25 protein-coding genes, 6 tRNA genes and 1 pseudogene are annotated in these 25,136 nt (G+C 65.0%); 28 read left to right on the top strand and 4 right to left on the bottom strand.

Features of this window, described 5'->3' with window-relative positions:
- The first annotated feature begins 2 nt into the window (after nucleotides 1–2).
- A complete protein-coding gene (locus IPL75_16555) occupies nucleotides 3–1,697 on the top strand; it encodes a glycosyltransferase family 39 protein (protein ID MBK9241809.1) in 1,695 nt (564 codons plus the stop codon).
- 227 nt (nucleotides 1,698–1,924) lie between these two features.
- Here IPL75_16555 and IPL75_16550 read toward each other — a convergent pair whose 3' ends face one another.
- From IPL75_16550 to IPL75_16535, 4 genes are read right to left on the bottom strand one after another with little or no spacing between them, the layout of a single operon-like run.
- The gene (locus tag IPL75_16550) at nucleotides 1,925–2,893 is read right to left on the bottom strand and encodes a bifunctional hydroxymethylpyrimidine kinase/phosphomethylpyrimidine kinase (protein MBK9241808.1); all 969 of its coding nucleotides are present in this window, start codon (nucleotides 2,891–2,893) and stop codon (nucleotides 1,925–1,927) included.
- Nucleotides 2,890–4,074 (bottom strand): O-antigen ligase family protein, encoded by a 1,185-nt coding sequence (locus IPL75_16545; protein ID MBK9241807.1) that lies wholly within the window; start codon nucleotides 4,072–4,074, stop codon nucleotides 2,890–2,892. Before IPL75_16545 ends, IPL75_16550 begins: the two co-directional genes overlap by 4 nt.
- The gene (locus tag IPL75_16540) at nucleotides 4,071–5,153 is read right to left on the bottom strand and encodes a glycosyltransferase family 9 protein (GenBank protein MBK9241806.1); all 1,083 of its coding nucleotides are present in this window, start codon (nucleotides 5,151–5,153) and stop codon (nucleotides 4,071–4,073) included. The genes IPL75_16545 and IPL75_16540 overlap by 4 nt, the downstream gene beginning before the upstream one ends.
- On the bottom strand, nucleotides 5,150–5,329 hold the full coding sequence (locus tag IPL75_16535; protein MBK9241805.1) for a Trm112 family protein: 180 nt from the start codon (nucleotides 5,327–5,329) through the stop codon (nucleotides 5,150–5,152). The genes IPL75_16540 and IPL75_16535 overlap by 4 nt, the downstream gene beginning before the upstream one ends.
- Nucleotides 5,330–5,395: 66 nt before the next feature.
- Between IPL75_16535 and IPL75_16530 the strand changes: the two genes are divergently transcribed.
- The 27 genes and pseudogenes from IPL75_16530 to nusG all read left to right on the top strand — a co-directional run bounded on the left by IPL75_16530 (nucleotide 5,396) and on the right by nusG (nucleotide 25,125).
- Nucleotides 5,396–6,955 (top strand): tetratricopeptide repeat protein, encoded by a 1,560-nt coding sequence (locus tag IPL75_16530; GenBank protein ID MBK9241804.1) that lies wholly within the window; start codon nucleotides 5,396–5,398, stop codon nucleotides 6,953–6,955.
- Nucleotides 6,952–7,770, top strand: a complete 819-nt coding sequence (locus IPL75_16525) for a hypothetical protein (GenBank protein ID MBK9241803.1) — start codon at nucleotides 6,952–6,954, stop codon at nucleotides 7,768–7,770. The genes IPL75_16530 and IPL75_16525 overlap by 4 nt, the downstream gene beginning before the upstream one ends.
- A gap of 5 nt (nucleotides 7,771–7,775) precedes the next feature.
- Nucleotides 7,776–8,687 carry a 4-(cytidine 5'-diphospho)-2-C-methyl-D-erythritol kinase gene (gene ispE / locus IPL75_16520; GenBank protein MBK9241802.1) on the top strand — a complete coding sequence of 304 codons (912 nt, stop codon included), beginning with the start codon at nucleotides 7,776–7,778 and terminating at the stop codon, nucleotides 8,685–8,687.
- Nucleotides 8,688–8,796: 109 nt separating this feature from the next.
- Nucleotides 8,797–8,871: transfer RNA gene (locus IPL75_16515), tRNA-Gln, on the top strand.
- A gap of 46 nt (nucleotides 8,872–8,917) precedes the next feature.
- Nucleotides 8,918–9,862 carry a ribose-phosphate pyrophosphokinase gene (locus IPL75_16510; GenBank protein ID MBK9241801.1) on the top strand — a complete coding sequence of 315 codons (945 nt, stop codon included), beginning with the start codon at nucleotides 8,918–8,920 and terminating at the stop codon, nucleotides 9,860–9,862.
- 70 nt (nucleotides 9,863–9,932) lie between these two features.
- Nucleotides 9,933–10,604: a 50S ribosomal protein L25 gene (locus IPL75_16505; protein MBK9241800.1), complete on the top strand. Its 672-nt coding sequence runs from the start codon at nucleotides 9,933–9,935 to the stop codon at nucleotides 10,602–10,604.
- Nucleotides 10,605–10,613: 9 nt separating this feature from the next.
- Nucleotides 10,614–11,204, top strand: a complete 591-nt coding sequence (locus tag IPL75_16500) for an aminoacyl-tRNA hydrolase (GenBank protein MBK9241799.1) — start codon at nucleotides 10,614–10,616, stop codon at nucleotides 11,202–11,204.
- Nucleotides 11,205–11,270: 66 nt separating this feature from the next.
- On the top strand, nucleotides 11,271–11,732 hold the full coding sequence (rpsF, locus tag IPL75_16495; protein ID MBK9241798.1) for a 30S ribosomal protein S6: 462 nt from the start codon (nucleotides 11,271–11,273) through the stop codon (nucleotides 11,730–11,732).
- Entirely contained in the window at nucleotides 11,729–12,040 is a 312-nt protein-coding gene (locus IPL75_16490; protein ID MBK9241797.1) for a 30S ribosomal protein S18, read from the top strand. Before rpsF ends, IPL75_16490 begins: the two co-directional genes overlap by 4 nt.
- A gap of 15 nt (nucleotides 12,041–12,055) precedes the next feature.
- The gene (locus IPL75_16485; protein MBK9241796.1) at nucleotides 12,056–12,517 is read left to right on the top strand and encodes a 50S ribosomal protein L9; all 462 of its coding nucleotides are present in this window, start codon (nucleotides 12,056–12,058) and stop codon (nucleotides 12,515–12,517) included.
- A gap of 123 nt (nucleotides 12,518–12,640) precedes the next feature.
- Nucleotides 12,641–13,984, top strand: coding sequence for a replicative DNA helicase (dnaB, locus tag IPL75_16480; protein ID MBK9241795.1), 1,344 nt, complete (start codon nucleotides 12,641–12,643; stop codon nucleotides 13,982–13,984).
- Nucleotides 13,985–14,023: 39 nt separating this feature from the next.
- Complete coding sequence (gene alr, locus IPL75_16475; protein ID MBK9241794.1) at nucleotides 14,024–15,205, top strand: alanine racemase; 1,182 nt, start codon at nucleotides 14,024–14,026, stop codon at nucleotides 15,203–15,205.
- Nucleotides 15,202–16,563 (top strand): DNA repair protein RadA, encoded by a 1,362-nt coding sequence (gene radA / locus IPL75_16470; protein MBK9241793.1) that lies wholly within the window; start codon nucleotides 15,202–15,204, stop codon nucleotides 16,561–16,563. Before alr ends, radA begins: the two co-directional genes overlap by 4 nt.
- Nucleotides 16,564–16,572: 9 nt before the next feature.
- Nucleotides 16,573–17,619 (top strand): PIN domain nuclease, encoded by a 1,047-nt coding sequence (locus IPL75_16465; GenBank protein MBK9241792.1) that lies wholly within the window; start codon nucleotides 16,573–16,575, stop codon nucleotides 17,617–17,619.
- A gap of 17 nt (nucleotides 17,620–17,636) precedes the next feature.
- Entirely contained in the window at nucleotides 17,637–18,266 is a 630-nt protein-coding gene (locus IPL75_16460; GenBank protein MBK9241791.1) for a hypothetical protein, read from the top strand.
- Nucleotides 18,267–18,480: 214 nt separating this feature from the next.
- Nucleotides 18,481–19,549: pseudogene (gene ispF, locus IPL75_16455) on the top strand (2-C-methyl-D-erythritol 2,4-cyclodiphosphate synthase).
- On the top strand, nucleotides 19,546–21,015 hold the full coding sequence (locus tag IPL75_16450) for a glutamate--tRNA ligase (protein ID MBK9241790.1): 1,470 nt from the start codon (nucleotides 19,546–19,548) through the stop codon (nucleotides 21,013–21,015). Before ispF ends, IPL75_16450 begins: the two are co-directional and overlap by 4 nt.
- 141 nt (nucleotides 21,016–21,156) lie before the next feature.
- Nucleotides 21,157–21,879, top strand: coding sequence for a 23S rRNA (guanosine(2251)-2'-O)-methyltransferase RlmB (rlmB, locus tag IPL75_16445; GenBank protein ID MBK9241789.1), 723 nt, complete (start codon nucleotides 21,157–21,159; stop codon nucleotides 21,877–21,879).
- Between the two features lie 48 nt (nucleotides 21,880–21,927).
- Nucleotides 21,928–22,004, top strand: a tRNA-Thr gene (locus IPL75_16440).
- A 33-nt stretch (nucleotides 22,005–22,037) separates the two neighbouring features.
- Nucleotides 22,038–22,124, top strand: a tRNA-Tyr gene (locus tag IPL75_16435).
- Between the two features lie 164 nt (nucleotides 22,125–22,288).
- Nucleotides 22,289–22,363: transfer RNA gene (locus IPL75_16430), tRNA-Gly, on the top strand.
- 165 nt (nucleotides 22,364–22,528) lie between these two features.
- Nucleotides 22,529–22,604, top strand: a tRNA-Thr gene (locus IPL75_16425).
- A gap of 107 nt (nucleotides 22,605–22,711) precedes the next feature.
- Entirely contained in the window at nucleotides 22,712–23,911 is a 1,200-nt protein-coding gene (gene tuf / locus IPL75_16420; GenBank protein ID MBK9241788.1) for an elongation factor Tu, read from the top strand.
- Between the two features lie 67 nt (nucleotides 23,912–23,978).
- Nucleotides 23,979–24,131, top strand: coding sequence for a 50S ribosomal protein L33 (gene rpmG, locus IPL75_16415; GenBank protein MBK9241787.1), 153 nt, complete (start codon nucleotides 23,979–23,981; stop codon nucleotides 24,129–24,131).
- Nucleotides 24,132–24,234: 103 nt separating this feature from the next.
- Nucleotides 24,235–24,310: transfer RNA gene (locus IPL75_16410), tRNA-Trp, on the top strand.
- A gap of 15 nt (nucleotides 24,311–24,325) precedes the next feature.
- A complete protein-coding gene (secE, locus tag IPL75_16405; protein MBK9241786.1) occupies nucleotides 24,326–24,583 on the top strand; it encodes a preprotein translocase subunit SecE in 258 nt (85 codons plus the stop codon).
- Nucleotides 24,583–25,125: a transcription termination/antitermination protein NusG gene (gene nusG / locus IPL75_16400; GenBank protein MBK9241785.1), complete on the top strand. Its 543-nt coding sequence runs from the start codon at nucleotides 24,583–24,585 to the stop codon at nucleotides 25,123–25,125. Before secE ends, nusG begins: the two co-directional genes overlap by 1 nt.
- Nucleotides 25,126–25,136: the final 11 nt, after the last annotated feature.

Below are 25,136 nucleotides of genomic sequence, written 5' to 3'. Positions count from 1 at the left end.
CAATGGGGCAACTGCGGCTCCTGCTGATTCCTGCCGTCGCCCTGCTGTTCCTCGGCCTGGGTGCCAATACCATCTGGGACGCGAACGAGGCGTTCTACGCCGACACTCCGCGGCAGATGGTGTTGTCGGGCGACTACGTCAACCCCGTCTTTAACGGCGAAGCCCGGATGAACAAACCCGTGTTGAGCTACTGGGTGGTCGCGGGTCTGTACAAGGTCTTCGGTCTCTCACTGACCGTCGAGCGATTTGGCATCGCCCTCGGTGCGCTCGGCATTCTGCTCGCTGCATACCTCTGCGGTCGCGCGATGCGTTCTCCGCTCGCCGGCTGGCTCGCGGTCCTCATCGTCGTCACGGCGCCACGGTTCGTGATGTTCTCGCGGCGTATCTTCATCGACATCTGGGTGACGATGTTCATGGGATTGAGCATCGGGTGTTTCCTGCTCGCGGAAGCGTTTCCCCAGCGGCGGCGCCTGTGGTTGGGCCTCATGTATGCCGCGATTGGTCTCGGTGTGCTGACCAAGGGGCCTGTGGCGCTGGTCTTTCCTGTCGCCACCATCGGCGCGTGGCTCCTCATCGAACGGCGACTCAGCGACATCAAGCGGCTCTGGATCGTGCCTGGTGCGCTGATTGTGCTGGCCATCAACGCGCCGTGGTGGGGGGCCATCTACGCGCAACACGGGATGGAACCACTTCAAGCATTCTGGCTCGGCGAAAATTTCGGCAGATACACCGAGCCGATGCAGCCGGGCGAACGGGACATGTGGTTTTACGTGCCCGTGGTGATTGGCGATCTGTTCCCGTGGTCGATTTTCGTGATGGCCGGCCTGGTCACCGGCGCCGCAGCATTGTGGGCGCGCGTTCGCCACGCCAATGTCGCGAGCCCGGATGCCGACTCAGGGGTACCCGCCATCAAGCGGTTCCTCATGATCTGGGTGGCGCTGTTGGTTGGGGTGTTCTCGTTCTCCGAGACCAAACAGGATCTGTACATCTTCCCGATCATCCCTGCGCTCGCGGCGCTTTGCGCCGACGCGATTCTCACCGGCCTGAATCGCGGGGGCGCACGCCTGCAGGCAATGTTTGTGGCCACGGCGGCGCTGTTGATCCTGGGCGGTGCCGGCATCGCCTCGCTGTTCGGGTTTCTGGCGCCCACGCACCACATCGCCGGCGCGAATGCACTCGGCGCGACGCTCGTCGCCGGCGGCCTGATCGTGATCGTCATGGCCTTGAAGGAGCGGGTGCAGGCGGCCACCCTGGCCCTGGCCGCAACGATGGTGGTGGCCAACTACATCTTCGTGCTCGCGTCGCTGCCTGCGGTTGAGGCGTTCAAGCCTGTGCTCCCGATGGTACAGACGATTCAAGCGCGTACGCGCTCGGGCGCGCCTCCCGTGGTGGCGCACTACATCACGTCACTGCCGAGTTTCGTGTACTACCTGGAACGTCCGGTCGAAGGGTACTTTGATCTGCCGCCGCTGATAGAGCGCGCGCGCACCGTGCCCGAGATGTACATCCTCATGCGACCGCATGAGTACGAGGACTTCGATCACGCCGCCCGCGCGCAGTCGATCGACCGCTGCATCGTCCAGCGCCAGACATTGTTCGAGGCGAAGCTGAAACTCGTGCTCGAAGGCGTCCCGTGGCCCGAGGTGTATCTCGTCGGAACGGGGACGGCATGCGCCCCGCGCACGCCTCGCGCGTAATGGCGAAATGACACAAATGTCCGAAATGGCGAACTGCGGACAAACCAATGCGGACAACCATTGCAGGGAAGAATGCTCGAATGTCCTTGGTGACTAGTGGTTGAATCTGCTGCTCCAAGGTCATTCGTTCATTGTGCGCCTTGGACATTCCAACATTCTTCAGTGCAAATCGCTCCGCATTGCCCTGTCCGCATTTCGCCATTTCGGACATTTGTGACATTTCGCCATTACAGCGCGCGAAGGAGTTCGTCGCGTCCTACCGTCGCGGCTCCGAAGCGCCCCACTACAATGCCCGCCGCGTGATTCGCGAGCCGGGCCGCGTCACTGAGTGACGCGCCACAAGCGAGCGCAAGGGCGAGCGTCGCCACGACCGTGTCGCCCGCGCCCGTGACGTCGGAGACTTCGCGAGCGGTGGCCGGGATGGCCAGTTCCACCATCGACGGCCCCGACGCATCCAGCAGCCACATACCGTGTTCGCCCCAGGTGATGAGCACGCTCGCATGTGTGGTCTCGTGGAGCGCTCGCGCCGCCTGCCGCGCGTCGTCTGACGTGATGATGCGGGTGCCCGTCATCAGTTCCGCCTCGTGATGGTTGGGCGTCAGCAACGTGACGCCGATATACCGGGTGGCATCAGGCACTTTGGGGTCCACCACGACGGGCGCGCCCGCCGCCGCAGCCACGGCTGCGGCGATCACCCCCGGTGTGATGACGCCCTTGCGATAGTCCGAGAGCACAATCGCCTTCGCCCCGATCGCCGCCTGGCTGGCCGCCGCGCGCAAGGCCTGGTCAGTGGCGTGCGCCAGTTCGGCATCATCCTCGTAGTCCAGGCGAACCACCTGCTGATTGCGCGTCGTGACGACCCGCACTTTGCGTGTTGTGGGGCGGGTCTCGTCGACGACGAGGCGGTCGTCGGCGATGCCGCGTTCACGCAGCGCGTGGCGCAGTCCGGCCGAGGCCTCGTCCGCGCCCACACAGCCGACGAGCACCGGAACACCCTCGAGCGCCCGGACGTTGGCGGCCACGTTGGCCGCGCCGCCAAGCCGGTACTCCTCGCGCAGGAATCTCACGACAGGGACGGGCGCCTCCGGCGAAATCCGATCGACGCGGCCAATCAGGAAATGGTCGAGCATCACATCGCCGATGACGGCGACGGTCGTTCCCGGCAACAGGTCAAACACGGACGCGAGTGAGGTCATGACGATGCCAGAGAGGTATCGCGCGCGGCTGGCGCGTCGAAAGCGGCGGCGTAGGGCAGGGTGATGAGCCCAAGGAACAACATCAGGAACTCCGAATCCCCGAAGTTGTATTCGAACAGGCCGGCGACGAGCATCGCGACCATGGCCGCGACACCGGCGCCTGCCACGGCCCGGTGTTCCCCGGTGCGCAATTGCCTCCAGAGGTCGCGTGAGGCGACCACGACGAACCAGAGCCAGAGAGCGAGCGCCGGCAAGCCACGCTCGGCCGCAATCTGCATCGGCACGTTGTGCAGGTGGGGATTGATCCGATCATCCACCGCGTAGATGGCGTCGCGATACTGTGCATAGACCAGCTTCACGCTGTCGGGGCCGACGCCGGTCAGGGGATGATCCTGCACCATCCGGACGCCTGACCGCAGCATCGCAAAACGATCGCGATTGCTGGGGTCGTTCAGGTCGCCGATGGACTGGACGCGGCTGATGATCGCGCTGGGCGCGATCACAAGAAAGATCAGGCCCAGCACCGGAAGAGCGAGCAGCAACCGCCAGTTCTTCTCGGCCATGAGCACCCCGATCGCGGCGACCAGGCCGACCATGGCGTTACGCGTGTAGGTGTAAAACAACGCCACGACCAACGCAGGGACGGCAATAGCCGGCCAGATCCACTCGCGGCCTGCATAAAGCAGGCGCGCGAGGGCGGCGCCCGTGATGAGCATGAGGACGCCCGAGAATGTCATCCAGTGGCCGAGGAACCCCACCGCCCGATTCTCCAGGGTGTCGTAGCCAAGCAGGCTGTATTGCACGATGCCATAGAGCGCGGCGCCTGAACCAGCAGCGATGATGCTGTCCACGACACGCGTTGCACGGCTGCCTCGCGCAAACGTCGCGACAGCCGGGACCATGAGAAACAGAAGCAGTTGTTTGGTGTCGGCGAAACTCGCCATCGGGTTGACCGACGCGGCGGCGCTGACGAACGTCCATACCCCGTACGCCACCAACGGACGTGTGAAGGCGGGAAGGTCGCGCCAGCGTCCGTTCCGCGCGGTGACGACCAGCCACAACACCACAGCCGCGTACAACCCAGCCTGCGCATAGAAGAGGCCTAACGGTGTCATCGCCAGGGAAAACGCGACAAGCACGAATCCCGCGCGATGCAGTCCCGAATCTGGTGTCGTCATCATCGCCCGTTCTCCAGCAGCCTCTCTGCGGCGGCCAATACGGCCTCTCCCGAAATCGTCGTCAGGCACCGGAAATCGCCCGGGGCACACACGCGTTGGTCGCACGGCCGGCACGGCAACTCGCCCGCGTCCACCGAAGCGGTCGCCAGGTGCGGTGGGCGCCAGGGCGCCGAACGCTCGGGCAGCGTCGGCCCATAGAGTCCCACAATCGGCACGTCGGACGTGGCCGCAATGTGCAGAGGTCCGCTGTCACCCCCGATAAACAGCGCGCTTCGATCCAGCACCGTCCGCAGGGCCTCCAGTGAAAAGTCCTGCGCGTCGATGATTCGCGCGGCGTCGTCGCCTGCCCGGCTCTGTGCCATTGAGATCACCCGTTGCACCGCCGCCCTGTCGGACGGACCCGCGGTGACGAGCACCCGACGGCCCGATGATTGTCGCACTAGTCCGGCGGCCACGTCGGCAAATGCCGTTTCTGGCCATCGCCGAAATGGATTGCCCGCGCTGACGTGCAGGACGATGAGCGAGGTGTTGCTCGAGGGGGCGCCGATGCCAAGTGCCGCAAGGCGCGCGTCCATCGAGTTCCGCGCCGCAGGCGTCGTCATCATCTCGACCCGGTTCGCAGTGCGGTCCGCCCCGTCCGCAAACGCGGCGTCGACGGCAGCCAGCAGGTCCCACTGGTTCTCAACGGAGTGACGCGGGTGCAGGCCGGGCGGCCGATGCACCACGTCGGTGTACATCCATGCGCGTCCCTGAATGTCGTATCCCACGCGGCGCGGGGCCCCAGAGGCCCTGGCGAGCCACGCACTCCGGGGCCCACCGTGAAAATCAATGACCAGATCACATCGCTCGGCGCGCAGGCGCCGTGCCAGGCGGAGGTCGTCCTTGATGCGTGTCCACCCGCGCGAGTGGGGGACGCTGATGACGTCCGACAAGTGAGGGTTGTGCGCCACCACCGGCGCCGCCGAAGACTCCACGAGATAGAGGAGCCGGGCGTCGGGATACTGCGAGCGAAGGGCGCGAATCGCCGGTGTCGTGAAGACCACGTCACCGATGAGCCGAAGCCTGATGAGGAGAATGGTCAACGGCCGGGGGCGGGCGCCTCCGCCTCATCCACCAGCATGACGGGAATGTCGTCCTTGACCGGGTAGATCCGGCGGCAGGTGCCGCATTGCAACCCGGCGCCGTCCTTCACCAGTCGGACGGGGGTCTTGCATTCAGGGCAGACCAGGATTTCAAGCAGCGCGGGGTCAAGGGCCATGCCGCGAATATAAGCCATCCACAGGTCGACTGTGAAACAATCATCTTCTTACCTCACGAGTCATTCATGATTTGGTTCGCTCCACCGCCACCCGTTCCCGCGTCGGCGCAGACTACGTCCGTGCCGGCCGCGAGCCGGACTCAGGCCGCGACGCCTTCGGTTGCCGCCACCGGCGAGGCGTATTTCCTGTTCATCCAGGGACGCACGCTTGAAGGGCGGGGCGATGTGCCCGGCGCGATCGCCGCCTATCGAAAAGCCATCGCGCTCATGCCCCAGTCCGCCGACGTGCGCGCAGAACTGGCTGGGTTGTACGCGCGCGAGGGTCGGGCCGCCGAGTCGATCACCGAAGCGGAGAGTGCGCTGAAAGCTGACCCGGCCAATCGCGAGGCGCATCGAATCCTCGGATTCGTGCGGTCGGCGCTGGCTGACAACCAGGGCGGGCGTGGGGCGTCGACGCTTGAGGCCACGCTCGTGACCCAGGCGATCGATCACTTTGAAAAGGCATTGGCGGGAGGCATGCGCGACCCAGGGGTCGAACTGTCACTCGGCCGGTTGTATGTGCGGACCGCGCAGCACACCAAGGCCATCGCGACGCTGCAGGCGTTTCTGAACGACCAGCCGGGATATCCGGAGGGTGTGCTGCTGCTGGTGGAGTCGCTCGACGCCACACGCCAGTTCACGCAGGCCGTGAATCTGCTGGAGCCCCTGGTCAGGGACGAGCCGGACATGGTGCCGGCGCGCGCCAGGCTCGCCGAGATGTACGAACGCGCTGGCCGCAACGCGGACGCCATTCCGCACTGGGCCGAACTGGCGCGGGCCAATCCCAGTAATGCCGCGCTGCGCACCCGATACGCGACGGCCCTGGCCAACGGCGGGCAAATCGATGAGGCGCGGCAGCAGTTGTCGTCGCTCACAAGCGAAGCGCCGCGCGATATCGACGCCTGGTATCTGCTGTCGCAGGTGGAAAGCCGCGCCGGCCGGCACGACGCGGCAGACGCGGCGGCGAAGAAGATCTCCGACATTGACCCGGCCGATCCTCGTGGGCCGCTGGCGCTGGCCGAAGCGCGTGTGGCGCGAGGTGACCACCGAGGTGCGGTGGCCATTCTTGAACCAGTGCTGGCCGCGCTGCGCGATCAGCCGGCCGGCGATGCCTATTCGGAGGTGGCCACGGCGTTCGCCACCGCCCTGCAGAATAGCGACGACGCGGGGCGCGCCGTGCGTGTGCTCGAAGACGCGCGCAACCGTGCGCCGCGCGACTTCGACCTGCTGCACGCACTGGCGGCCGCGTACAGCCGCGACAAGAATCCCGCGGCGGCAGAGCGCACGTACCGGGAACTGCTCGCCGCCGATCCCATCGATGGCATCGCGCTCGACGGGCTGGGATGGGCGCAGGTACAGCAGGGAAGAGTGGAAGACGGACGGGCCGTGCTGGAACGCGCCGCCGCAGCGCTGCCCACCCGCTCTGTGACGCTCGACCATCTCGCCGAGTCGCTGTTCCTGCTCAAGCGCTACCGCGAGGCTCAGGCGATGTGGGATCGCGCGCTCGCCGGCGACCGCACGGGCATTAACGTGGAAGACGTCACGGGCAAACGCGACAGGGCCAGAACGCTGGCAGGCAAACTGTGACGCCACAAGCGCGGGTGCGCGCGGGCGCGTGGTTGGCGATCGGCCTGTCGCTCACCGGCGCCTGTGCCACCCGCCTGTACTCCCCACCGGTTGGCCCGGGTGTGCCGTTTGATGAGGCGCCCGGCATCTGGCAAGCCGTGACCGCGCGCTGCAGTACCACGCGCGTGTTTGTCGCCGAAGTCAGGGTGGACGGGTGGGTTGGGCCCTCGCGCCAACGGTTTTCTGCAGCGCTGCATGCGGCGTTCACCCGTGAAAATGATGTCTACCTCGAAGTGCCGGGCCCCGGGCGATCGTTTGTCCAGATAGGCGGCCGCGCGGAGCGTGCCGTGTTGCTCCTGCCGCGTGACGAGCGCGTCCTCCGCGCGCCCACGCGAGACATCGTCGAGGCCTTGACCGGGTTGCAGTGGGACGCCGTGGACCTGCTCAATGTGCTCACGGGCTGCGTGACCACGCCAGGTGCGGCGGTGAGCGGGGTCGCCTACGGCGCGGACCAGGCCGCCGTGGAACTGGGAGTGGGCGCGCGCGCATGGCTTCGGCGTGTGGCTGGCGCATGGCAGGTGGACGCCGCTACGCGTGACGGACTCCTGGTTGAGTACCGTGCGCGAGAGGGCGCGTTTCCGTCGGATGTCCGTGTGTCGGACGCCACGCCGGGAACCACTCCGTTGCTCGTGACGTTTCGCGTGAGCCAGGTCAGCGCCAACGTCCCGCTGCCTCCGGCGACATTCGAGCTGACCGTGCCCGCAGCGTTCACGCCGATGACCCTTGAAGACCTCCGCTCGGTGCGACCGCTCGGTGATGTGAAGCGGGTTCCGTAGCAGTTATGGCGCGCATCCTCATTCTCGAGCCGTCGGCGAAGATCAATCTGACACTGCAGGTAGGCCCCCGTCGCCCCGATGGGTTTCACGACGTCACCACGCTGTTGCAGTCGATCACGCTCCACGACACGCTCACGATCTCGGCCAGGCGGGGCCCGTTCGGACTCGCCTGTCGAACGCCAGGAGTTCCGGGCGACCGTTCGAACCTGGTGTGGAAGGCGGCCGAGGCATTGTGGTCGGCCATGGGCCGCGAAGGTGATCCCCGGGACGCGCACATCAAGCTGGACAAGGCGATTCCCTCGCAGGCCGGTCTGGGGGGCGGCAGCGCGGATGCCGCCGCCGCGCTCGTAGGCCTCAACACGCTCTGGGGTGCCCGCAAGTCGCGGCGCGAGCTGATGAGCCTGGCGGCCCAACTCGGATCCGACGTGCCGTTTTTTTTGCAGGGCGGCACAGCTCTGGGCACCGGCCGCGGCGAAGACCTCTACCCGGTCGACGACGTCGAGCGGGTGGGCGTGGTGGTAATCAAGCCCTCGTTTGGGGTGGCGACGGCTGATGCCTATCGCTGGCTCGATGCCGACCGCGAGGACTCGGGCAGCGGCGGGGCCGGCCTTTCGGCCCCGCACGCATCAATCGGCCATCCGGTGGAGGTGGGATGGCCGAGCCGATCCGTTCGGCTGGTCAACGACCTCATGCCTCCCGTTGTCCAGCGTCATCCGGCCGTCCGCGAGATGGTGGACGCCTGTCTGGCTGCCGGGGCGGTGGCCGCCCAGATGAGTGGGAGCGGATCGGCCGTGTTTGGCCTGTTTCCCGAAAGCGCCACGGCCAGGGCGGCGCGACAGCTGAAACGCCCTGATTGGCTGGTCCTGGTGGCTCGCACACAGTCCCGACGTGAGGCGGCCCGACGCATGGGCTTGTGATAGACTCCACGTTTTGCGGTCGGTCCCTGACGCGCCGCTGTAGGAGTGCCCGGTGATGATGGCCGGGGCGTCGGCTGGGTTCCTCTGCAGTGCGCGTACGCGGACGAGGTGGGGCGTGGCCAAGCGGTAAGGCGCGGGTCTTTGGAACCCGTATTCGAAGGTTCGAATCCTTCCGCCCCAACCAATTCTTCGCGGCTCATGGTGAGCGGCAGGGGAAGAGTAGACGGAACATGAGCCACGGCCAGCTGAAAGTCTTCTCGGGGAGCGCCCATCCGGCGCTGGCGAAAGAAATCGCCGAGCAGCTGGAAACGCCGCTTGGAGTGGCGCGGCTGCATCGCTTCCCCGACAGCGAGGTCTCGTTCCAGATCGACGAGAACATTCGCGGCACGGATGTGTTCATCGTGCAGCCGACCTCGACGCCGGTGGACATGCACCTGGTGGAATTGTGCGTGATGATCGACGCGTTCCGGCGATCTTCCGCTTCGCGGATTACCGCCGTGATTCCGTATTACGGCTACGCGCGGCAGGATCGCAAGGACAAGCCCCGGGTGCCGATTTCGGCAAAGCTCGTGGCCAACCTGCTGGGTGCGGCGGGCACAAATCGGGTACTGACCATGGATCTGCACAAGGCGCAGATTCAGGGGTTCTTTGATATTCCGGTGGACCACCTGTTTGCGGCCCCGGCGGTCATTGAATATCTCGCCCGGCAGAACTTCGGCCCGATCACGATCGTGTCGCCCGATGCCGGCGGCGCGGAGCGGGCCCGGGCGTATGCGAAGCGCCTTGATGCGGAACTGGCGATTATCGACAAGCGCCGCAGCGAAGACGGCACGGCGGAAGTGATGAACGTCATCGGTGATGTGGAAGGCCGGGTCTGCGTGATCTCGGACGACATCATCGATACCGCGGGAACGATTCAGAAGGCGGCCCAGGCCCTCAAGGCCAACGGGGCGAGCCGGGTGCTGGCGTGCGCGGTGCACGGGGTGTTGTCGGGTCCGGCGATGAGCCGGATCGAGGCCGCGCCTCTCGACAAGCTCATCGTCACCAACACGGTCCCGCTGGGGCCCGAGAAGATGGCGAGCGAGAAAATTGTGGTGTTGTCGGTGGCGCGTCTGCTGGCGCAGGCCATTCGCAGTATTCACGAAGAGACGTCGGTTTCGAAGTTGTTCGTATGACCGGCGGCTCGGAGTGTTGCATTGAAGCCGAGACCTCGGTCTCGAAGTTGTTTGTTTAAGGATGGGGACCATGGATTCGACATTGCAGGCGGTTCGGCGCGACACGATTGGCAAGAACGAGGCGGTGCGCCTCAGGCAGGCGGGCAAGATCCCGGCGGTCTTGTACGGCGGGGACAGCAAGGTCGGCGAATCGGTCACCGTGGACCCGAAGGAACTGAGCCGCATCCTGCACTCGCATTCAGGGGTCAACTCCCTCATCGCGCTGCAGATTGACGGCACGGCCGACACCAAGGTGCTCGTCAAGCAGTACCAGATTGACCCGGTCACCCACCGTCTGCTGCACGCGGATTTTTACCGCGTGGCGATGGACAAGCGGCTGCGCGTCATCGTCCCGGTCCAGCTGACCGGTGAAGCCAAGGGCGTCAAGGTCCAGGGCGGCACGCTGGACTTCGTCCATCGTGAAGTGGCGCTCGAGTGTCTGCCGGCGGATATCCCGGAACACATCGTGGTGGACGTCACCGAGCTGATGATCAGCCAGGGCGTGCGCGTGCGCGACCTGCCGGCCGATGGCAAGTGGACCGCGGTGAGCGAGCCCGAGATGCTGATCGTCCACATCGTGGCGCCGCGCGCCGAAGCGGTGGCCACGCCGGATGCGGCGGCCACACCCGTCGCCGCTGCCGAGCCCGAAGTGATGAAGAAGGGCAAGCCCGAGAAGGACAAGGACGAGAAAGACAAGAAGTAAGGGCCTGGCATGAAGCTGGTCGTTGGCCTCGGGAACCCCGGGTCCCGGTATCGGGGAACGCGGCACAACGTCGGCTTTGAAGTGGTGGACGGGCTGGTGGCGCGGCACGGGCTTCGGCTCGACGCGTGGAAATCGCTGGCCGAGATGGCGGAATGGCGGCGTCCGGAAGGCCGGGTGTTGTTCGTCAAGCCGCTGACGTTCATGAACCTCAGCGGCGAGGCCGTGGCCGCAGTGATGGGGTTCTACAAGATTGACCTCGTCGACGTCCTGGTGGTGTGCGACGACGTGAACCTGGTGGAGGGGCGCTTGCGGGCGCGGCCCGAGGGTTCAGAGGGTGGAAATAACGGGCTGCGGTCGATTACAGCCTCGCTCGGAACTGCGTCGTATGCGCGGATCCGGATCGGGGTGGGGCGCGGCGACGAGCGACGGGATCTGGTGGACCACGTGTTATCGCGGTTCGACCCTGATGAGCAACCGGTCATGAATGCCGCGATGGATCGTGCGGCCGACGCGGTTGAGTTGTGGATTACGGACGGCCTGGGACCTGTGATGAACAGGTTCAATGCGGAAAGTAAAGAAGTCGGGAAGTTAGAGAAGTAAGCAAGTAGAGAACGCTCCTTGCCGTTTCCGATTGGGGGAACGGCCTGAATGTCCATAAGGAGGCACATGAGCATGCACAGACAGTACGAGCTCGTTTACATCGCGATGCCGGACTCGACCGAAGAACAGTTGGCGGAACTGCACCAGCAGGTCGCCACGGTCGTGGAACGGTTCAGCGGCACCATCGAACGGACGGAAAGTTGGGGGCGGCGTCGCCTGGCGTATGAAATCAACCGCCAGCGCGAAGGCGTGTACGTCCTCAACATCCTGAATGGCCCCGGAGCCATGACCACCGAACTGGATCGGCGCCTCCGGGTGCTCGACATCGTCATGCGGCACCTGATCATTCGGGTTGATGAAGTGCTCGCGAAAGAGACGCGGACCCAGACGCGCCGCAAGGCCGCCACGGTGTCGCGCCGGCTGCGCCGCGGATTGCCGGCCGAGCCCACTGAACAGGAATTGAGCCGCCGGAAGGCGGAGGCTGATGACGCCGATGGCGCCGACGGCTTCGGGGAGGGAGACCGATGAACGACTACGACAAGGACTCACGTGGTGGTGGTGGACGCGGCGGTGCCAAGGGCGCGGCCAAGGGCAAGGACGACAAGGCCGGCCGGCGTGGTGGATTTTTCCGCCGGCGCCGGGTCTGCAAGTTCTGCGTCGAGAAGATCGACTACGTCTCGTACAAGGACGTCAAGGTGCTGACGCCGTTCATTCCCGAACGCGGCAAGATTCAGCCGCGCCGTATTTCCGGTACCTGCGCCAAGCACCAGCGGGCGCTGCAGGTGGCCATCAAGCGCGCGCGGACGCTCGCGCTGATTCCGTACGTCACGGACTAGGAGCAAGGAGAAGCCATGGCAACGGAAGTCATTCTGAGACAGTACGTGGAACACCTCGGCAATCGAGGCGAGGTGGTCAAGGTCGCTGACGGCTACGCGCGCAATTTTCTGCTGCCGCGCAAGCTGGCGTTGCGGGTGACCGAGGAAAACAAGAAGCAGATCGAGCGTGAGCGCGCGAAGGCCGAGGCGCAGGAGAACGACGAGCGCGCGGCGGCTCAGGCGCTGGCGGCGGCACTGGCCGCAGCCGACATCTCGATCGCACGTCGCGTGGGCGAACACGACACGCTTTACGGGTCTGTGACGACTGGTGACATTGCCGAAGCGCTCAGCGCCCGGCAGATCACTGTCGATCGGCGGAAGATCGTGCTCGCCGAGCCGCTCAAGACGATCGGCGAACACGTGGTGACCATCAAACTGCACCGCGACGTCCCCGCGACGTTGACAGTGAAGATCGTTCCGGCCCAGGCCGCAGGCTAGGCCGTAGCTCGGCCGGTTTCTCAAGGCCGAGGCATTTGGGCCCCTGGGGGCGTTTCGCGCGACAGGCGCGCGGCGCTTTCAGGGGCCAGTTTTCTTTGCGCTGCTGTATCCTTGTCCTCCTCTATGGCCGAAAGAACTCTTCCGCACAATCTTGAGGCCGAGAAGAGCGTCCTTGGCGCCATCCTGATCAACAACCACGCCTTTAACCAGGCCGCCGAAGTGATCGATTCGCAGGACTTCTTCCGCGATGCGCATCGCCGCATCTTCGAGAAGATGGTCACGCTCACCGATCGCAACGAGCCCGTCGACATGGTCACGCTCAGGGACGAGCTGACGCGCAGCGGCGAGCTTGATGAGGTGGGCGGCCCGGCGTACGTGAGTGCGTTGACCGACGGCGTGCCGCGATCGGCCAACGTCGAGTACTACGCGAAGATCGTCAAGGAAAAATCCACGCTGCGCCGGCTGATCCAGTCGTCGAACGAGGTGTTGGCGCGCGCGTACGACGCCGAAGAAGACGCCGACACCCTGCTCGACGAGGCGGAGCGGTCGATTTTTTCCATCGCCGAAGGCCGGATGCGGTCGGGGTTCGTGAAGCTGAGCGAACTGGTCGCCGGCGGCTACGACATGCTCGAGGCGCTGCAGGCCAATCGCGGGCTTGTGACCGGCGTGCCCAGTGGGTTTGTGGATCTCGACGAGATGACGTCAGGCTTCCAGAAGTCCGACCTGGTCATCGTGGCTGCGCGGCCCTCGATGGGCAAGACCAGCTTCGTGCTCAATATCGCGCTCAACTGTGCGATGGAGGCGAACAAGACCGTCGGCATCTTCAGCCTGGAAATGTCGAAGGAACAGTTGTTCATGCGCATGCTGACGTCGGAAGCCCGCGTGGATGCGCATCGCTTCCGGGGTGGCTTTCTCGGCGAACAGGACTACGACAAGCTCAACGTCGCGTTTGCGCGGCTGCACGAAGCGAAGGTGTTCGTGGACGATACCGCGTCGGCCGGCATCCTCGAGATGCGCGCCAAATCGCGCCGCCTCAAACTCGAGCATGGCCTGGACATGCTGATCATCGACTACCTCCAGCTGATGCAGGGGCGCGGCAAATTCGACAATCGCCAACAGGAACTGGCGTCCATTTCCCGGTCGTTGAAGATCCTGGCCAAGGAGCTCGAGATTCCCATCCTCGCCTTGTCGCAGTTGAGCCGCGCCACCGAGACGCGCGCCGACCATCGTCCGCAGCTGTCGGACCTGCGCGAATCAGGCGCCCTTGAACAGGACGCCGACGTCGTCATGTTCATCTACCGCGAGGAAATGTACCAGCAGGGCGAAGAAGAGCGTCGGCCGGAGGCGGACGGCGTGGCCGAGATCATCATCGGCAAGCAGCGCAATGGACCCATCGGGTCTGTGAACCTCGCGTTTCTCAAGCAGTACACCCGGTTCGAAAACCTGCAGTCCGGGTCTCGGGGATAACACGCCGTGTTGGGCCTGCCGGGAATGACGAGGCCTACCGTGGCCACCGTGCACCTCGAAGCCCTGCAGCACAATCTCAAGCAGATCAGTGCTCTCGTGCTGACGAGCTCTCGTGCTGACGTGCGCACAGAGCACACCAGCACTGCACCCCAGCACAACAGCACAGAAGCACAGCAGCACGGAGGCCACGGCGCTCCGTCAATAATCGCTGTGGTGAAGGCGAATGCGTATGGCCACGGTGCGGCGCAGGTGGCGCTGACGCTTGAGGCCGCCGGCGCCGCCATGTTCGCGTGCGCGGACCTCGAGGAAGGTGTGGCGCTGCGCGAGGCGGGCGTGACGCGGCCGATTCTGGTGTTCGGCGCACTCAGCGTAAGCGACTTGTCTCATGTGTTCACCCACGCGCTCACGCCCACGGTGTCTACGCCATCTGCGGCGCGTGCGCTTGAGGCGGACGCGGCTGCCCGCGGCGTGACGATCGGGTGTCACCTCAAGATCGACACGGGCATGAATCGTCTCGGGTTCAGGCACGACAACCTCGGCCGGACCATTCCGGCGGTGCTCTCTATGCCGCACCTGCGGATCGAGGCCGTGTATACCCACTTCGCCACCGCAGACCAACCTGAGTCGCCGTGGATGGAAGAGCAGCGACAGCGCTTCGATCGATCGCTTGCGGCACTGGGCGCCATGGGCCTGCGCGGTGTGTTGCGACACGCGGCGAATTCGGCCGCGCTCTTGCGTGATGCGAGGACGTGGTACGACGCCGTCCGCCCGGGCCTGCTGCTCTACGGCATGGTGCCGCCACCGCTTGCGGCCGCGAACCTGGACCTGAGACCTGCCCTGTCACTGACCAGCCGTATTGTGGCGGTCAAGGGCCTGCGGCCCGGAGAGGGCACGGGATACGGAATGTCATGGCAGGAGGATCGGCCACGCAGCATCGCCATTGTGCCGGCCGGGTATGCCGACGGCCTCGATACGCGCCTCGCCGGCCGTGGCCATGTGCTGGTGCGGGGCAAGCGCCGGCAGGTGGTGGGCTCGATCTGCATGGACATGATGATGGTGGATGTGACCGGAGAAGACGTGTCACCTGGTGATGAAGTGGTGTTGATCGGCTGCCAGGGTGATCAGGAGATCACGGTCAGGGAAATTGCCGGCGCCATCGGCACCATTCCCTGGGAAGTGGTGTGCCGCCTGGGCAGCCGCATTCAGCGCGTGTCGTCATGAAATCTGTTTTTGCCTGCCAGTCGTGCGGTGCACAGGCGCCCAAGTGGCTCGGGCGTTGTTCCGATTGCGGCGCCTGGAATTCGTTCGTCGAAGAAACCGTCGAAAAGCCGGGTAAGGTCACCGAGCGCAAAGGCGCCGCCGAGCCGCTTGGCGGCGGCAAAGCCACGCGCTACGCGGACGTGGACGCGGTGGTCTCCACGCGATTCTCGAGCGGAATCAGCGAGTTCGATCGGGTGCTCGGCGGCGGCATTGTGCCCGGCTCGCTGGTGCTTCTCGGTGGTGAACCGGGCATTGGCAAGTCCACACTGCTGTTGCAGGCTGCGGCGGCGTTTGCGCGTGACACCGGTCCGGTGCTGTACGCCTCGGGCGAGGAATCAGAGCATCAGGTGAAGATGCGTGGCGAGCGGCTCGGCGTCGGTGATGCGCCGCTGTTCCTGCTCGCCGAGACGTGTATCGAGCGAATCCTCGAGGAAGTGGATCGCGTGCGGCCGGCCCTGTTGATCGTGGACTCCATCCAGACCGTGTTCTCGCTCAAGATGGCCTCCGCGCCAGGCAGCGTCGGGCAGGTGCGGCAGGCGGCCACCGACCTGCTCTTTACGGCGAAGGGCCGCAACCTCCCTGTGTTCGTCGTGGGCCACGTCACGAAAGACGGGTCGTTGGCCGGGCCCAAAGTGCTCGAGCACGTGGTGGATACCGTCCTGTACTTCGAGGGCGACCGTCATCATGCGCATCGCGTGGTGCGTGCGGTCAAGAATCGATTCGGCGCCATCAGCGAACTCGGCGTCTTCGAGATGACGGGGCAGGGCCTGAAGGCGGTCCCGAATCCGTCGGCGATGTTTCTCGCGGAGCGGCCCGAAAACGTCCCAGGTTCAGCGGTCCTGTGCTGTCTGGAAGGATCACGGCCGATTCTTGTCGAGGTGCAGGCACTGGTCGGCACATCCACCCTCGGCAATGCGCGCCGAACCGTCAGTGGCCTGGACCCGACGCGGCTCTCACTCCTGCTGGCTGTGCTCGACAAGCGGGCCGGACTGAACCTGGCGACCGACGATGTGTATGTGAACGTCGCCGGGGGGATGACGGTTGACGAGCCCGCCGCGGACCTGGCGATCCTGGCGGCCGTGGCCTCAAGCCTGCGCAACCGGCCGCTGCATCCCCACACGGTGGTGTTTGGCGAAGTCGGGCTGGCGGGCGAGGTCCGTGCCACGTCCCAGGCGCCTCTCCGGCTCAGGGAGGCGGCGCAACTGGGTTTCACACGCTGTGTGGTGCCGGAAGGGAACGCCGCGCCAGGCGACGGCCCGAAAGGCATGGAGGTGGTGGGCGTCCGCACGATTGGCGAAGCGCTCGACGCCTTGATGTAATCTGTGGCCATGCGCGGTTTCGTGCTCGTGCGGGCCCTCTTCGTGTGCGTGGTCGTCTATGCGGCCGTCCAGATCCAGCCTCTGGTGGGCCACGCCGTGCTCAACGGCGCCCTGGGGCTCGCGTTTGCCCTCGCGATCGTCGCGGCCGAAACCCGGATGCGCGACGCCGCCGTCACGCAGGTGCTGGGCGGTCTGCTGGGTTTTGGCGTGATGCTCATGGTGGCCACCACACTGAGCGGCGCCCTCTTCTGGGCCAACACTGGCGAAACCAAGGTGCGCTTCCTGCACAGCCTGATCATCATCGTGTTGCCCTATCTGGGCCTGATGTTCGGCGCGCGCAAGGGCGAGTGGCTGCAGCCCTCCAAGCTGGTCAGCCTGTTTCGAGACGCCCGCCCCCAGAAGCGCTACAAGATTCTCGACACCAGCGTCATCATCGACGGCCGTATTGCCGAGGTGGCCGAAAGTGGTTTCCTCGATGGCACCCTGGTGGTGCCGCAGTTTGTCCTCAGGGAACTGCAGTTTGTGGCCGACTCGTCCGACCCGCTCAAGCGCAATCGCGGCCGGCGCGGGCTCGACATCCTCAATCGCATCCAGAAGATGGCGGGTGTGGAAGTCTTGATCTCGGACATCGACTTTCCTGCGGTCAAGGAAGTCGACATGAAGCTGATTGAGCTGGCCCGCACCATGCTGGGCAAGATCGTCACGCAGGACTTCAATCTCAACAAGGTGGCGCAGTTGCGCGGCGTCGAGGTCTTGAACATCAACGATCTGACGCACGCGCTCAAGCCCGTGGTGCTTCCCGGCGAAATGATGTCGGTGTTCATCATCAAGGAAGGCAAGGAATTTAATCAGGGCGTGGCCTACCTCGACGATGGAACCATGGTGGTGGTGGATAACGCCAGGAGCCGCATCGGCCGCAACCTCGACATCGTGGTGACGAGCGTCCTTCAGACCACCGCCGGCCGCATGATTTTTGGCCGGCATCTGGATGGACCGGCCGCCGCTGTGGACCGCGACGACACCGTGAAACGCCCACGCCCTGCCGCCGAGGCGTAGGTCCACCGCTCTCACTCATGCGCGACGCAGTTGCCGTAGACCCCGCAGTCGCTGCGCTCGTCTTGCCGATCAGTGCCGAGTTTTCCTCGGTGACTGTGGTGGCGCACGACCCTCGGATGGATGCCCCGCTGGCACAGGCCGCCGAGCGCATGCGCGTTTCGAGCGACATGGCGGACGTCACCGCCGCCGTCCGCACGATGTACAAGCGCGTGGGCCTTGACCCCACCAAAAACCGCCCGTCGTCTGAAGCGTTGTGGAGGCGCGTCAGGAAGGGCGATCCACTGCCGCGCGTCAACAGCCTTGTGGATGTCATCAACTGGTGTTCGCTCGAATCGCAATTGCCGTTTGGTCTGTATGACGCCGGTCGCATCGAAGGTCCGGTGGTCTTGAGGTTGGGACATCCCGATGAGTCGTACGCGGGCATTCGGAAAGACCAGGTGCACGTGGCCGGCCGCCTGGTGTTGGCCGACGCGCTCGGGCCGTTCGGGAATCCGACATCGGACTCAGCGCGGACGATGGTGACGGTGGAGACGACGCAGGCGATTGTTGTGATCTTCGCGCCGGTGGCGTTGGATACATCGGTCGCCGAAGGAGCGCTTGCAATGACGCGCGAGCGCGTCCAGACGTTCTGTGGTTTCCAGTCGTAGCTCGGCCTGCTCCTCAAGGCCGAGAATTCCTCGGGCTTGAGGAACAGCCCGAGCTACGTACATCCAGAAGGAGGCCGGGCCTTCAGACCCGGCGACGTCGAAAGCGCCTTAGAATTGTCCGGTGTCTGTCTCAGTGATTCTCGTGGCGGCCGGCCGGGGCGTACGTGCTGGTGGCGCGGTGCCGAAGCAATTGGTGGATCTGGGCGGCCGTACGATGCTGCAGCGCAGCGTGGCGGCGTGTGATGCCCATCCGGCCGTCAGCGAACTCGTTGTTGTCCTGCCGGCCGACTGGGTGGCGGACGGCTCGGCGCTGGTCGGGCTCACACGTGCCGCATGTCGGGTGGTGGCCGGCGGCGAGCGCAGGCAAGACTCAGTGCGCGCGGGTGTGGCCGCCGTGTCGGACGCGGCAACGATTGTGCTCGTCCACGATGCCGCACGGCCGTTTGTGTCGCGAGAGGTGATCGATCGCGTCGTGACTGCCGCGGCCGAGAGCGGCGCGGCCGTGCCCGCGATTCCAGTGGCCGACACCGTCAAACGCGTGGCAGCGGGCGACGCCCGTCGGCATGTTGTTCGGAACCGAGCCGCGCGCTGAAGTGTGGCTCGCGCAGACGCCGCAGGGATTCCGTCGCGATGTGCTCGTTGCGGCCATGGCCGCGGGTGAGGGGCACGCAGAGGCGACTGATGAGGCGCAGTTGGTGGAGTGGATGGGAAGTGAGGTTCGGGTGGTGGAAGGCGACGTGAGCAACGTCAAGGTCACAACCGCGCGTGACGTGGAGCAGGCGCAGGCGCTGTGGACGGCACAATCGCGCGTCGGCACCGGCTACGACCTCCATCGTCTGGTGGAGGGCCGCACGCTGGTGCTGGCCGGTGTGACCGTGCCGTTTGAACGTGGTCCACTCGCGCACTCGGATGGAGATGTGGTGTGCCACGCGCTGACCGATGCCATCCTCGGCGCTGCCGGCATCGGCGACATCGGCCAGTTGTTTCCCAACACGGACGCGCGTTGGAAAGATGCCGCCGGCCTGGACCTGCTTGGTCGTGCGGTGACTGCCGTCCGGGAACATGGCTGGCGAGTGGTGAATGTGGACGTGACGGTGGTGCTGGAGCGGCCAAAGCTGGCGCCGCACGTACCGGCGATTCGCGCCAGCCTGGCGACGGTGCTTGGGGTTTCAGTAGAGGCGGTGAGCGTGAAGGGCAAGACAAACGAAGGTGTGGATGCCGTCGGTACCGGTGATGCGATCGCGTCCCACGCCGTGGCGCTGCTGAAAGGGGGCCGGCCCTGACGCCCGCACCGATGCGGCTGCGTTTTGCGCCGAGTCCGACGGGACTGCTGCACGTCGGGAACGCCCGCACGGCGCTGTTCAATTGGCTGCTCGCGCGTGGCCAGGGTGGCACGTTCGTGCTGCGGGTGGAGGACACCGACGTGGAGCGGTCCACGCGTGCGTCCGAAGACGGCATCAAGGACGATCTGCGCTGGCTCGGATTGACATGGGATGAGGGCCCGGATGTGGGCGGACCGTATCCGCCGTATCGTCAGTCCGAGCGGATGGACCGGTACCGTCTCGCGGCCGATCGGCTCATTGCCGCAGGGCGCGCGTACTACTGCTTCTGCAGCGCCGACCAACTGGAGCAGGAGCGGGCCGCCGCTCTCGCCGCCGGCCTGCCGCCCAAGTACTCGGGCCGTTGCCGGACGCTCGACCCTCAGGATGTGGCGCGCCGGCGCGCGGGCGGTGAAGCCGCCGCGCTGCGCTTCGCCGTGCCCGCCGATCGCGACGTGACGTTTCCCGACGTGGTGCGTGGCGACGTGACGTTCCACACAAGCGTCATCGGCGATCCCGTGATCGTGAGGTCTGACGGCGGCCCGGCGTACAACTTCGCCGTCGTGGTGGACGATGCGGAGATGGCGATTACGCATGTCATTCGGGGTGAGGATCACATCTCGAATACGCCGCGGCAGGTGTTGATTTATGAGGCGCTCGGGTGGACGCCTCCGACGTTCGCGCATCTATCGCTGGTGCTGGGGCCAGACCACGCGCCGCTGTCGAAGCGCCATGGCGCAACCAGCGTGGCCGAGTTCCGCGCGCGCGGGTACTTGCCCGAGGCGCTGATTAACTATCTGGCGCTGCTCGGCTGGTCGCCTGGCGACGGGGAAGAGTTGATGGCGGCCGACGAGATGGCGCGCCGGTTTAATCTGTCGCGCGTCAGTCACAGTTCCGCGGTGTTCGACACCGAGAAGCTGGCGTGGATCAACCGGCACTACATGAAGCAGTCGGCTCCCGCGCACCTCGCGTCGCTCGTGGCGCCGTGGTTTGTGTCGGCTGGGTTTATGGCGGGCAGCCACCCGGAGGCGCTTGAGGCGATCGAAGCCGTGTTGCCGATGGCCGTGGGGGCCGTTGACCGGCTGGAGGAAGTGCCGGCGCGCGTGTCGTTTGTGTTCGCGTGGGACGCGGCCGCCGCCGCACAACTTGTGGCCGCCGAACTCGATGGCGCAAAGATCGTGCGCGTGTTCGCCGATGCCATCGCAGACGTAGGGCCGCTGACGAAGGAGTCGTTCAGGGCCGCCGCGACGAAGACCCGTGAGGCCACCGGCGTCAAAGGCCGCGCCCTGTTTCACCCCATTCGCGTCGCCATGACCGGCTGGGAGTCTGGCCCGGAACTCGACCTGGCCCTGCCCGCCATTGATCGGGTCGCGGGCCTGCTCCCCGGTGTGCCAGGCTGCGCGGCCCGCGCTCGGAGATTGGCAGACTAACGGGCGGAGTCCTCGGTTTTTTCCGAACGTAGGGCGCGCTGGGTCTCAAGCGCGCCGGACAACGCGGCCTTGAGACCCAGGCCGCGCTACGAATACCAGTTCCCCAGTTCCTAAGTTCCCCAGTACTGATATTCTGCTTGGATGCCCTTGATCTATGGAATCCACGCCGTGGGAGAAGCGCTGAAGGCTCGGCGCGTGTCCCGACTGGTCCATGTCCGTGGGGCGGGCGCGCGGGTTGATACGTTGATTGCCCGGGCCCACGAATTGCGGATCCCGGTTGAGACCGTGGATCGCCAGGCGCTCGAGAAGATGGCCCGCGGCGGCGTGCACCAGGGCGTGGCAGCCGATCTTGAGGCGCTGGCCGCGTACACCATCGAAGAACTGGTGCAGCAGGCCGAGGGGCCGCCGCTGTTGGTGGTGCTCGACAGCATCGAAGACCCGCAAAACGTGGGAGCGATCCTGCGGTCGGTGGATGGTGCCGGCTGCCATGGCGTGATCCGGCAGGCGCGGCATGCGGCGCCCCTGGATGGCGCCACGGCGCGTGCGTCGGCGGGTGCCGTGAATCACGTGAAAATTGCGACCGTGGTGAACATTGCCCGGTCGCTCGAGACCCTGAAAACACTGGGGGTCTGGACGGTGGGGCTGGACGGTGAGGCGGGTGATACCTACGACTCGCTGGACTACACCATACCCACCGCGTTTGTGGTGGGGGCCGAGGGTGAAGGACTGCGCCGGTTGGTACGGGAAACGTGCGACCGGCTGGTCAAGATCCCGATGGGCGGGCTGGTCGAGAGCTTGAACGTGTCGGTGGCCACCGGGGTGGCCCTGTTTGAGGCGGCCCGGCAGCGTCGGAGCCGTACTTAGGCGGTTGCCGCATTGGCATGGACCGTGCTACCATCGGCGTTTCGTCTGGCTGGCGTAGCTCAGTCCGGTAGAGCAGCTGATTTGTAATCAGCTGGTCGGGGGTTCAAATCCCTTCGCCAGCTCCAAATTTGGGGGTCGCGCAGGGGCAGTCAATTTATGGCGAGGTAGCGAAGCGGTCAAACGCAACAGACTGTAAATCTGTCGGCCCAGCGCCTTCGAAGGTTCGAATCCTTCCCTCGCCACCAGCCTTCGCTGAAGCGCTCGCGTCGCTCGCAGCTTCGGCTGGCGAGCCACGCGCTTCGGTGGGGCTGGATTCGGAAAGTGCGGGCGAAGCCGCGGTACGCAGTCGGTGAACGGAGACAGCGGGCGAGCCCGCCGAAGTTGCGAACGGAGTGAGCGTTTAACGAAGGCGGGAGTAACTCAGTGGTAGAGTCACAGCCTTCCAAGCTGTTGGTCGCGGGTTCGATCCCCGTCTCCCGCTCCAGACTCCGGCCTTCGCCAGACACTCGCTGCGCTCGTGGCTACGGCCGGCAAGCCGTTGACCGGCGATGTGGGTTGGGATGTGAGCGCGGTGGTGGGTGAGATTGGGGTTGCAGGCTTAGGCCGACTTGTCGGCCGTAGCTGCCCGCGTAGCGGGCGTTTAGCGAAGGCCGATGTAGCTCAGTTGGCAGAGCACGTCCTTGGTAAGGACGAGGTCACCGGTTCGATCCCGGTCATCGGCTCCAGATTGGCGAACGTCGGGTTGAAGTAAGTCGAGTGTGTTGGGGACGGGTAGTGAAACTTGTAGGCGGGGCAGAAAGCAGCCCGGCCGATAAACGGAGACGAGAGAGCAATGGCGAAGGAGAAGTTCGATCGTTCAAAGCCGCACGTGAACGTGGGCACCATCGGTCACATTGACCATGGCAAGACCACCCTGACGGCGGCGCTGACCAAGGTGGCGGCCGACAAGGGTTGGGCGAAGTTTGTGCCTTACGACGAAGTGGCCAAGGCGTCGGAATCGCAGGGTCGTCGTGACGACACGAAGATCCTGACCATTGCGACCAGTCACGTCGAATACGGCACGCCGAATCGGCACTATGCCCACGTGGACTGCCCGGGGCACGCCGACTACATCAAGAACATGATCACGGGCGCCGCGCAGATGGACGGCGGCATTCTGGTGGTCAGCGCGGTTGACGGCCCCATGCCGCAGACGCGTGAGCACGTGTTGCTGGCCAAGCAGGTCAACGTGCCGTACCTCGTGGTCGCCCTCAACAAGGTCGACGCGGTGGACGACTCCGAACTGCTCGACCTGGTCGAACTCGAAGTGCGTGAGCTGCTCACGAGCTACGGGTTCCCCGGCGACGATCTTCCGGTGGTCCGTGTGTCGGCGCTCGGCGCGCTCAACGGTGACCCGGCGGGCGTCGAGTCGGTGCTCAAGCTCATGGAAGCGCTCGACACCTACATTCCGATCCCGGAGCGTGAAACCGACAAGCCGTTCCTGATGCCGATCGAAGACGTGTTCTCGATCTCGGGTCGTGGCACGGTCGTCACCGGCCGCATCGAGCGTGGCACGGTCAAGGTGGGCGAGGAAGTCGAGATCATCGGCTTCACCCCGACCACGAAGAAGGTGGTCACGGGCGTTGAAATGTTCCGCAAGCTGCTCGATTCGGGCGTGGCGGGCGACAACGTCGGCATCCTCCTGCGCGGTGTGGAAAAAGACGACGTCGAGCGCGGCCAGGTGTTGGCCAAGCCCGGCTCGATCCTGCCGCACACGAAGTTCAAGGCCGAGGTGTACATCCTGTCGAAAGACGAAGGTGGCCGCCACACGCCGTTCTTCAACGGCTATCGTCCCCAGTTCTACATCCGCACCACGGACGTGACCGGGACGTTGAACCTGCCCGAAGGCGTCGAAATGGTGATGCCTGGCGACAGCACGACGATCACGGGTGAACTGATGGCGCCGGTGGCCATTGAAAAGGGCAGCCGGTTCGCGATTCGTGAAGGCGGCCGCACGGTGGGCGCCGGCACGATCACGGACATCATCGCGTAACAGCCATGTGGACGGCCGGGCCTGCTTCTTCGGGAGCCGGCTCGGCGTTCATCCATTTTTGAGGTGAGTGATGCGGGAAATCGTGACGCTGGCGTGCACCGAGTGCAAGCGCCGCAACTACAGCACGACGAAGAACCGGAAGAAGAGTTCGGATCGTCTGGAGTTCAACAAGTTCTGCCGGTTCTGTCGCAAGCACACAGGACATAAAGAGTCTAAGTAACGCGTAATGGCGAAATGTCACAAATGACCGAGATGGCGAAATGTGCAGTCGCACAATCCCATTTGGCCATTTCGGACATTTCGGGCATTGGAACATTCGTAATAGGCCAGTAGCTCAATTGGTAGAGCATCGGTCTCCAAAACCGAGGGCTGGGGGTTCGAGTCCCTCCTGGCCTGCCAGTAATTGCCGGGAACGTGGGTGGTAACGCAGCGATGGCGGACAACAACAAGGAACTGGTCGAGCAAGGCGGCGGACGGATCGCCCGGGCGCGCCGGTTTCTGTCTGAGGTCAAGAACGAACTGGCACGGGTGAGCTGGCCGGCTCGCCGCGAAGTGTGGGCCACCACACTCGTGGTGATCATTGTCTCTTCCCTGTTTGGTATTTACCTGTACGCGGTCGACCTGGGCATTTCGGCAGGCGTCCGGTGGGTCTTCGCACGGTTCGGTGGCTAATGACGGACGTCAAGACCAAGCAGTGGTACATCATCCACACCTACTCGGGCTTCGAGAACAAGGTGCGGGAATCGCTCGAGCAGCGCGTGCAGGCGTACGGCCTGCAGGACGAAATCGGTGAAGTGCTGATTCCGACCGAGGACATCGTGGAACGGCGAGCCGGCAAGGAAGTGAAGAGCTCGCGCCGGTTCTTCCCGGGGTACATCCTCGTGGACATGCACATGTCCGACAACGCCTGGCACGTGGTGAAGAACACGCCGAAGGTGACCGGGTTTGTCGGCGCCGGGGCCAAGCCGATGCCGCTGACGCGTGAGGAGGTTGACCAGATCCTGCATCAGGTGACGGTGGCCGCCGAGAAGCCGAAGCCCAAGTATTCGTTCGAGAAGGGCGATCAGGTGCGGATCAACGAAGGCCCGTTCGCCAGCTTCAACGGCGTCGTGGACGAAGTGAATACCGATCGCAACACCCTGAAGGTCATGGTCACGATCTTCGGTCGCGCGACACCTGTGGAACTGGATTTCCTCCAGGTCGAGAAGTTCTAGGACAGAGAGAA

The organism is Acidobacteriota bacterium, from assembly GCA_016716905.1.
GTDB lineage: Bacteria > Acidobacteriota > Vicinamibacteria > Vicinamibacterales > SCN-69-37 > SYFT01.
Note: the sequence above shows the minus strand (reverse complement) of the source record. Positions and strands in the feature narration are given on the sequence as shown.

What these genes read in the sequence shown, in the direction of transcription:
- IPL75_16535 (MBK9241805.1), bottom strand. Translation starts at nt 5,329, where the DNA reads ATGGCCCTTGACCCCGCGCTGCTTGAAATCCTGGTCTGCCCTGAATGC.
- ispE (MBK9241802.1), top strand. Translation starts at nt 7,776, where the DNA reads ATGGCGCGCATCCTCATTCTCGAGCCGTCGGCGAAGATCAATCTGACA.
- IPL75_16545 (MBK9241807.1), bottom strand. Translation starts at nt 4,074, where the DNA reads ATGATGACGACACCAGATTCGGGACTGCATCGCGCGGGATTCGTGCTT.
- radA (MBK9241793.1), top strand. Translation starts at nt 15,202, where the DNA reads ATGAAATCTGTTTTTGCCTGCCAGTCGTGCGGTGCACAGGCGCCCAAG.
- IPL75_16465 (MBK9241792.1), top strand. Translation starts at nt 16,573, where the DNA reads ATGCGCGGTTTCGTGCTCGTGCGGGCCCTCTTCGTGTGCGTGGTCGTC.
- IPL75_16460 (MBK9241791.1), top strand. Translation starts at nt 17,637, where the DNA reads ATGCGCGACGCAGTTGCCGTAGACCCCGCAGTCGCTGCGCTCGTCTTG.
- nusG (MBK9241785.1), top strand. Translation starts at nt 24,583, where the DNA reads ATGACGGACGTCAAGACCAAGCAGTGGTACATCATCCACACCTACTCG.
- tuf (MBK9241788.1), top strand. Translation starts at nt 22,712, where the DNA reads ATGGCGAAGGAGAAGTTCGATCGTTCAAAGCCGCACGTGAACGTGGGC.
- IPL75_16505 (MBK9241800.1), top strand. Translation starts at nt 9,933, where the DNA reads ATGGATTCGACATTGCAGGCGGTTCGGCGCGACACGATTGGCAAGAAC.
- IPL75_16555 (MBK9241809.1), top strand. Translation starts at nt 3, where the DNA reads ATGGGGCAACTGCGGCTCCTGCTGATTCCTGCCGTCGCCCTGCTGTTC.
- IPL75_16550 (MBK9241808.1), bottom strand. Translation starts at nt 2,893, where the DNA reads ATGACCTCACTCGCGTCCGTGTTTGACCTGTTGCCGGGAACGACCGTC.
- IPL75_16510 (MBK9241801.1), top strand. Translation starts at nt 8,918, where the DNA reads ATGAGCCACGGCCAGCTGAAAGTCTTCTCGGGGAGCGCCCATCCGGCG.
- IPL75_16485 (MBK9241796.1), top strand. Translation starts at nt 12,056, where the DNA reads ATGGCAACGGAAGTCATTCTGAGACAGTACGTGGAACACCTCGGCAAT.
- IPL75_16530 (MBK9241804.1), top strand. Translation starts at nt 5,396, where the DNA reads ATGATTTGGTTCGCTCCACCGCCACCCGTTCCCGCGTCGGCGCAGACT.
- rpsF (MBK9241798.1), top strand. Translation starts at nt 11,271, where the DNA reads ATGAGCATGCACAGACAGTACGAGCTCGTTTACATCGCGATGCCGGAC.
- IPL75_16500 (MBK9241799.1), top strand. Translation starts at nt 10,614, where the DNA reads ATGAAGCTGGTCGTTGGCCTCGGGAACCCCGGGTCCCGGTATCGGGGA.
- dnaB (MBK9241795.1), top strand. Translation starts at nt 12,641, where the DNA reads ATGGCCGAAAGAACTCTTCCGCACAATCTTGAGGCCGAGAAGAGCGTC.
- rlmB (MBK9241789.1), top strand. Translation starts at nt 21,157, where the DNA reads ATGCCCTTGATCTATGGAATCCACGCCGTGGGAGAAGCGCTGAAGGCT.
- IPL75_16490 (MBK9241797.1), top strand. Translation starts at nt 11,729, where the DNA reads ATGAACGACTACGACAAGGACTCACGTGGTGGTGGTGGACGCGGCGGT.